This window comes from Apilactobacillus apinorum (assembly GCF_001281175.1).
GTDB classification, from domain to species: domain Bacteria; phylum Bacillota; class Bacilli; order Lactobacillales; family Lactobacillaceae; genus Apilactobacillus; species Apilactobacillus apinorum.
This window is the reverse complement of the sequence record NZ_KQ440396.1, coordinates 556,673-563,911: the sequence shown is the minus strand read 5'-3', so window position 1 is coordinate 563,911 and position 7,239 is coordinate 556,673. Positions and strand designations below refer to the sequence as shown.

At 35.9% G+C, this 7,239-nt stretch carries 6 protein-coding genes; 2 read left to right on the top strand and 4 right to left on the bottom strand.

Annotated features, from left to right (window positions below):
* Window positions 1–24: 24 nt before the first annotated feature.
* The 4 genes from RZ74_RS05610 to RZ74_RS05595 form a co-directional block, all read right to left on the bottom strand.
* The gene (locus RZ74_RS05610; RefSeq protein WP_083437183.1) at window positions 25–1,947 is read right to left on the bottom strand and encodes a M13 family metallopeptidase; all 1,923 of its coding nucleotides are present in this window, start codon (window positions 1,945–1,947) and stop codon (window positions 25–27) included.
* An 87-nt stretch (window positions 1,948–2,034) separates the two neighbouring features.
* Window positions 2,035–2,943: a glycine betaine ABC transporter substrate-binding protein gene (locus RZ74_RS05605; protein WP_053950427.1), complete on the bottom strand. Its 909-nt coding sequence runs from the start codon at window positions 2,941–2,943 to the stop codon at window positions 2,035–2,037.
* Window positions 2,944–2,957: 14 nt separating this feature from the next.
* Window positions 2,958–3,818 (bottom strand): ABC transporter permease, encoded by an 861-nt coding sequence (locus RZ74_RS05600; protein ID WP_053950426.1) that lies wholly within the window; start codon window positions 3,816–3,818, stop codon window positions 2,958–2,960.
* Complete coding sequence (locus tag RZ74_RS05595) at window positions 3,811–5,010, bottom strand: quaternary amine ABC transporter ATP-binding protein (protein ID WP_053950425.1); 1,200 nt, start codon at window positions 5,008–5,010, stop codon at window positions 3,811–3,813. The genes RZ74_RS05600 and RZ74_RS05595 overlap by 8 nt, the downstream gene beginning before the upstream one ends.
* A 220-nt stretch (window positions 5,011–5,230) precedes the next feature.
* Between RZ74_RS05595 and RZ74_RS05590 the strand changes: the two genes are divergently transcribed.
* Window positions 5,231–6,340 carry a YibE/F family protein gene (locus RZ74_RS05590; RefSeq protein WP_053950424.1) on the top strand — a complete coding sequence of 370 codons (1,110 nt, stop codon included), beginning with the start codon at window positions 5,231–5,233 and terminating at the stop codon, window positions 6,338–6,340.
* Complete coding sequence (locus tag RZ74_RS05585; RefSeq protein ID WP_053950423.1) at window positions 6,340–7,104, top strand: YibE/F family protein; 765 nt, start codon at window positions 6,340–6,342, stop codon at window positions 7,102–7,104. The genes RZ74_RS05590 and RZ74_RS05585 overlap by 1 nt, the downstream gene beginning before the upstream one ends.
* Window positions 7,105–7,239 lie beyond the last annotated feature (135 nt).

Genomic DNA, 7,239 nt, shown 5'->3' with positions numbered 1-7,239 from the left:
GACATTTTTGTCAGGTCTTTTTTATTACCAAATGTTAACGCGATCTTCTTTTGGCATAAACATACCGTCGCCTTCTTTAACATCGAAGGTCTTATAGAAATCTTCTAAGTTCTTAACTTGAACTTGAGCTCTTAATTCTGCAGGAGCATGCACGTCAATTGATAATAATAATTGTTGGTATTCTTCAGTTGCTTTAGTACGCCAAATAGTTGCCCAGTTAACAAAAAAGTCTGCTAGGTTAACGTCATCTTCTCCTTTGGCAGCTTCTAGAGCACAACTTAATCCACCAGCATCAGCAATGTTTTCTGAAACGGTTAATTTACCATTTACTTTTTGGCCAGCAAATTCTAAACCATCGAATTCTTTAATCATGTTTTGTGCTAATTGATCAAAGTGTTTGTGGTCTTCATCGCTCCACCAATTGTTTAAGTTACCATCTTGGTCAAATTGACTACCATTATTATCAAAAGCATGTGAAATTTCATGCGCGATAACAGCACCAATACCACCAAAGTTTTGACTTGATGATTGTTCTAAGCTGTAGAAAGGTGCTTGTAAAATAGCTGCAGGGAAGACAATCACGTTTTCTAATGGTGAGTAATAAGCGTTCACTGTATTAGCTGACATATCCCAGATGCTCTTATCAACTGGCTTGTTCCACTTACCGAAGTTATGCTTAGTAACAACTCTATCGATAGCTTCAACGTTGGAATATAGGTTACCACCATCTTCTTTACCAACAACTTTGAATTGATGGTAAAGTGGGTTGATTTCATCAGGGTAACCAACATGAATTGCTAAAGAGTTTAACTTAGTGATGGCCATCTTCTTGGTATCATCACCTAACCAGTCGTTGCTTTGAATACGTTTTTCATAAACGTTAATCATTTTAACAACCATGTCATGAACATCTTGCTTAGCTTTTTCACCGAAGTACTTGCGACCATAGTAGTCACCGACAACTTGGTCGAATAAGCCAGCAGCTAAGTAGTAAGCAGCTTTTTCTGGTTTAGTGGCTTCTTTCTTACCCGAAAGGGCACGAGAGAAAATCCCACCAACTTGTCTGAATTCTTCTGATAATAAACCAGCAGAACCTTTAACAGTACGTACAATTATCCAGTTTTTCATCTTAGCGAAAGTATCATCGTTTACAATATCATTGAACGCATCGAAGAATTTTGGTTCAGTCACAATTACTTGATCAGGAGTAGTCCCCACTAATTCATTTATGTAGCTAACTAAGTCAAATTTATCAATTTTAGCTGCTAGTTCAGCATATGTTTTAGGGTTGTACATCTTAGTAAAGTCAGCATTTTCCTCTGCTGAGTTTACATGTGGGGCGATTGAACGGTCGAATTCTTCTGCAGAATCAACAATGTTCTTTGCTTGATCTTCTTCATAACCAACCATTGTTAATAATTGTTGAACCATATCACGGAAGATTGGCATTAACTTAGCGCCAGCAGGATTTTGCTTGTCATAGTATGTCTTATCAGGTAAGAACGTACTTGGGCTACTTGCGTATAAAGCGTTAAATTTAGCATTTTTCATGTCTGCTTCCACACCAAAACCAAAAGGAAGTGGTAAACCAGAAATAGTCCAATCAGCTAATTGAGCATTTAAATCATCAAATGATTTAACGTCTTCAATTCGTTGTAGGTCTTTCTTTAATGGTTCTGCGCCATCAGCATCACGTTTTGCAAAGTCAGTTGCTAAATCATATAACTTCTTAAATTCAGCCATATCATCATTTGCTGGAGTCATGGTGCCTTTTAATAAATCATCGAAATCACTCATTAATGTTTTATCAATGTTATCAACTAAGTCCATGAAACCACCAGTTGATGAGTGATCCCCAGGAATGGTAGCATTCTTAATCCATTCTCCGTTAACGGCTTGATATAAATCATCTTTGATTAATGATTCATCAATATTATCTTTTCTCATAAAAAACACCTCAATTTCTAATGAATATATCATTTATCATAATATAAAAAAGACCTAATCACAAGATATATGAGTAGGTCTTTTTATTTATTTGTTAACTAAGTCTTCAATTGTATTAATGTTCTTCATATATTTAGGAACAGCTAATCCAACTTTAGCACCATATAAGTTTGGTCCGACGTCTTCAATCTTGTCTTTATATTGTTTCATATATAGACCAGCAGTGTTAGGTAACCAAGCTGATAGGGAAGCATCAGCAGCGTTGGTAGCAATTGATGCCCACATTGGTTGCATTTCAAGAGCTTGAATAGTTGCCTTGTAACCCATCTTGTTTAATACTTCAGCCATAACGTTAGTTGAAGCAATTTCTGAGTCCCATGCAACGTAAGTTAACTTAACTGGTTTACCGTTGCCTCGAGGTGCACCTTTAGTCCATTCAGCGTATAACTTAGGATTTTTCTTAATAAAGTTATCAGCTGCGACCTTAGGATCAACACCTGCATTGGTTTGAAGCATTACATCAGACATTTCAGCTGGATTCCACTTGAATTGTTTCAAAATCTTGTAGGCTCCAGGATTGTCTTTTGCTAAACCTTTTCGAGCAATAGTGTGAATTTCTTCAGAAGAACCGTAAACATTCTTAGGGTCCTTTAAGAACTTAAGTGGGAACTTTTTGAACATCCAGTGTGGTTGCCAACCAGTTACCACGATAGGTTGTTTGAATTTAATTGCTTTTGCAAGAGTCGAAGTCATTGCGGCAGTTGAACTAGTTTGTAGTTGCCATTTGTTTTGTGCTAATGGATATTCCTTTAGCGCGTTTTGAGTTGATGCCATGATTCCGGCACCAGCATCGATCCCCGTAATTGTGTAGTTAATTTGAGGACCTAACTTCTTATGAGGATTGTAAGGTGAAGTTAAACTACTACAAGCAGTTAAAACTGTCGCAAGAAGAAACATCGTTAATGTTGCAAGAACATATCTAACTTTCTTTCTCATCTTAGTCCTCCTAATTAGTGTTCTTTGTTTTTGTTAAATGCTTGGGTAACGCGGTCTAGGATGATTGCAAGAATTACGATCGCAAATCCAGCTGTAAATCCTGAACCAGCATTATTTCTACCAACTGCGAAGTAAACTTCTGAACCTAAACCAACGGCACCAATCATTGAAGCGATAACAACCATTGATAGTGCTAACATCATACCTTGGTTTACACCAGACATTAATGTGTTTTTAGCAATAGGTAATTCAACTTTGATTAGTTTTTGCCAACCAGTTGAACCAAATGAGTCAGCAGCTTCGATTAAATCAGTTGGAACTTGTTCAATTCCCAGGTTAGTCATTCTAACTACTGGAGGTAGTGAGAAGATAACTGAAGCAATTACCCCTGGAACCATTCCAATTCCAAATAATGCTACGGCTGGAATTAGGTAAACGAATGCAGGCATAGTTTGCATAAAGTCTAGGATTGGTTTAACGATAACTTTTACAGTGTGGCTCTTTGCCATCCAAATTCCTAGAGGAATACCGATAACAACAATAATTAAACTAGAAGTTAAAACTAGTGTTAATGTTTGAGTCATGTCACGCCAGTAACCTTGATTGTAGATTAATAACAATCCGATTAATTCGAAGACCATTAATCCCCAATGCTTAGCGTCGTGTAGTGCCCAGTAGGTAATACCTAGAACTAAGACAATGAATAACCAAACTGGTAATAAATCAAATACCCATTGGAATGAGGTAACGATGGCACCGATAAAATCAGTGATACCATTAAAGAAACCAACGAATTGAGTTAACCAGTTAACAAATTTATTAATCCAATCAGCAAAAGGGATTGGTTGCATTGTTAGAGCAAATAGACTAGTCATTATGTTGCACCTCGTTTCCAGAAATTGCGCCTAGTACGGAACTTCTAATGATAATTCCTAGTAGTCGACTTTCTTCGTCCAATACCGCAAATGGTACTGAAGTCTTGGAAATGTCATTTAATAGTGACTTAATTGGTGTGTCAGGTGATGTTGTTGGCACATCGGTCTTTAGGATTGACTCTAAATCGCGTTGGTCGTTTTCAATTTGGTTGATAACGTCCTTGGCATCAATTAATCCCTTGAAACGGTGTTTTGAATCAACAACGTAGACACTTGAGTTGTGGTTATCTTTCATTAATCTAAGGGCAGTTCTTGGACCATCCTTTTCAATGTTGATAACATCAGGTCTGATCATTACGCGACTAGCAGTAAGGATCTTAGTTCTATCAACACCTTCGATAAATCTTTCAACATATTCATTCTTAGGATGTTGTAAGATGTCTTCAGGTGAACCGATTTGAACGATTTCACCATCACGCATAATCATGATACGGTCACCAATACGTAGTGATTCATTTAAATCATGTGAGATAAAGATGATAGTCTTCTTTAGGTGAGCTTGTAGATCAAGCAATTCGTCTTGCATTTCTTTTCTGTTAAGTGGATCTAATGCGGAGAATGCTTCATCCATCAATAGAATTTCTGGGTCATTAGCTAATCCACGAGCTAATCCAACACGTTGTTGTTGTCCTCCAGATAATTCGTTAGGATATCTATCATCGTAGCCGTGTAGGCCAACTAGTTCTAGACATTCATGAGCTTTCTTATGTCTAGTTTCTTTATCAACACCTTGGATTTCTAAACCGTAAGCGGTGTTTTCAATAATGGTTCTGTTAGGGAATAGAGCAAAGTTTTGAAATACCATGCTCATCTTTTTACGTCTGAAATCACGCAATTCTTTCTTATCGTACTTAGTAATACTTTCCCCGTCTAGTAGAATTTCACCATCAGTGGGTTCGTATAAACGGTTAAGCATTCTAATTAAAGTTGACTTACCACTTCCGGAAAGTCCCATGATAACAAAGATTTCATTTTCGTTAACATCGAAATTGGCGTCATGAACTCCAACAACGCTGTTAGTTTTAGCTAAAATTTCATCTTTGGATTTTCCTTCGTTGATCATTTCTTTAGCACGACCAACATGACGACCGAAAATCTTGGTTAGATGTTTAACTTCAACTTTTTTGGTCATGATCTTCCTCCTTGAAATTGTAGTATTTATAAAGCATAGATACTATTATTACAAAGAAAAATGTTATGTGTCAAATAAGTTACATCGGCAAAATGCCGATTTGCCGGCTTTAATCGCATAAGCATGCCCGATATAGCGATTTAAGAAAAATTTAATAATTGTGTGGTAAAATTACTTCAATATGGATTTTTTATCAAATTTTATAAATTAAGAAGGAATTATTTTGACAAAATTATGGAAGAAATTTCCACTAAAATTAGTCGCAATCTTTTTGGTGATTGGGGCATCTTTGATGTTTTTTGTTTCTCACGATGACTTTTTGTATCAACAACCAATTTTACAAGTACAAAAGGTTAAAGCAGTGAGTGCTAGTAAGGAAGTAGATAGTTTCCAAAATGTTGATCATAGCTATGTTCAACAAATCACCGGTAAAGTTACCAATGGGAAGTATAAAAATCGCCAAATCACCTTCAATAATACATATACAGATTCCAAGGCGATGGATAAAAAATATACGGTTGGTCAAAAGGCCTTTGTTGTCATTCATAAGGAAGATGGCAAGTTAAGCGCCACAATTAAGGATTCTAAACGTGATACTGCAGTCGTCTTTTTGGTTTATTTAGCAGTTGCTTTAATGTTTATTTTCTTAAAGGCAGCTGGAATTACTGCAATTGGAAGTATCATCATTAATACGATTTTATTCTTCGTTGCACTATATTTCGATAGCTTTAATAATGGATCAAACGTTTTATGGATTTTCTCTATTTTAGCGGTACTGTTCTCAGCAATTACACTTTGGTTGGTAATTGGTTGGAATCGCCAAATGTTTGTCACATTAGGGTCGACGATTGGCTGTACATTTTTATCAATTATTATTAGTCTAATTGTCTTTCATTTTACGCATGAAAAAGGAATTTTTTACGAATCAATGCAATACGTAACGCAACCACCACGACCACTATTCTTAGCTGAAACCATTATTGGATCATTGGGAGCGGTGATGGACGAATCTACAGATATTATTTCTTCATTATTCGCATTAAAAATGGAACGTCCAGAAATTTCCCGCCGTCAATTATTTTTATCCGGTCGAAATATCGGAAAATCGATTATGGGACCGCTAATTAACGTTTTATTCTTTATTTTTATGGGGGAAACATTATCAATGACGCTATTATTCCTTAAGAACGGGAACAGTTGGGGATACTCATTTTCAATGAACATGTCATTAGGGATGGTACAAAGTCTAATCAGTGGAATTGGAATTGTGTTAGCTGTTCCAGTTGCTAGTGGATTGACTAGTTTATTCGCAGAAAGAAGGTCTAAATAATGAGTGCAATTATTGTCTTAGGATTAGTTTTATTCGTTCTGATGGTTCTAGTTGGTGGTAAACAGGGATTTCAATCATTTATCGGATTAATTTTTAATTTTTGTTTCTTATTTTTTGCAATCGTCTTAATGGCCTTTCATTTTCCGCCTATTATTGTCACTGTGATTTCGGGAGTTATTTTATTAGCACTAACCATTTTTCTTAGTGGAACTGATGATGAAACTAGTCGACTAGCTTTCATTGCATCTGTTTTGGTGTTACTAGGATTAGTCGTTTTAATTATTCCAGTAGAACATTGGGCGCAAGTTCAAGGGTTTGGACTAGAAGATAGTGATGATTTAGAAGGTCTATCATTACCAATCGGAATTAGCTTTTTAGATGTAGCTATTTCCACGGCTATCTTAAGTACACTCGGTGCGATTGCTGAAGCCACCATGGCAATTGCTTCAGGACTAGATGAAATTAAAGAACAACATCCAGAAATTAAGCCAGACCGTTTATTCTTTGATGGAGTGTTAGTTGGTAAACAAATTATTGGAACAACATTAAATACTCTGTTCTTTGGTCTATTTGGTGGTTCATTATCCTTATTCGTATGGTTTTATGGTTTAGGTTACTCGTTTGGATCGATTTTAAATGATAAGGTCTTTGATGCCGAATTTATCATTATCTTATTTTCATTAATTGGAGTTATTATCACGATTCCAATTACTTCACTAGTGATTACTGAACAATATAAATTAAACAAACAAAAAAAGTCCTAATTATTAGGGTGAACTGAACCCCTTGAGTTGGAGAAATCTAACTCAAGGGGTTCTTTTATGTTTAGCAGAGAAATAAAATTAGCTGCCATTAAAGATTATTATAATGGCTTAGGATTTACAAAAATAACTAAGAAG